Raw genomic sequence first — 608 nt, forward strand, 5'->3', positions numbered from 1 at the left:
TTGGCGGCGTGCGGTTATCCGCTTTGTGACGGCAAGTACATGGCGGCGTCACCAAAGTGGTGTCAGCCAATTCGTCGTTGGAAAGAGTACTATCAGAAATGGGTGGCCAGCCCAGAATACAACAAACTATTGAGCATTAGCGTATTCCTTGAAGTACGTGCCATTCACGGCAACCGCGAGTTTGTCGACCAAATCCAACAACACTTGCATGATTGCATTCAAAAGAGCCCGAGCTTTATTCCGGCTTTGGTGCGCGATGCGATTGACACTCAGCCGCCACTTGGCATTTTCAACAATTTGGTGTTGGAAAAAGGTGGGGAAAACAGCAACACGTTAAACATCAAAAAGTACGCCTTGAATCTGATCATCGATCTGGCGCGTATTTTCAGTCTTGCCGCTGGCGGCTCGTTAACTGGCACAGAAGAGCGTTTTCGCTACGCAGCCCAGCACGGCACATTGTCGAAAGACAGTGTTGAAAACATCATTGGCGCGTATCGCTTTATTACTCAGGTACGTTTCCGTCATCAACTCAATGCGATTCTGGCAGGCACCACACCTGACAACCACATCGCACCCGATGATTTCAGTAGCTTTGAACGCAAGCACTT

General features: G+C 49.2%; 1 protein-coding gene. It reads left to right on the top strand.

The features are described from left to right. Positions 1-608, top strand: a 608-nt coding sequence (locus R7093_RS26465; RefSeq protein ID WP_318147182.1) for a putative nucleotidyltransferase substrate binding domain-containing protein, incomplete at both ends; no start/stop codon positions are given.

It is taken from the genome of Vibrio sp. 1580, assembly GCF_033340055.1.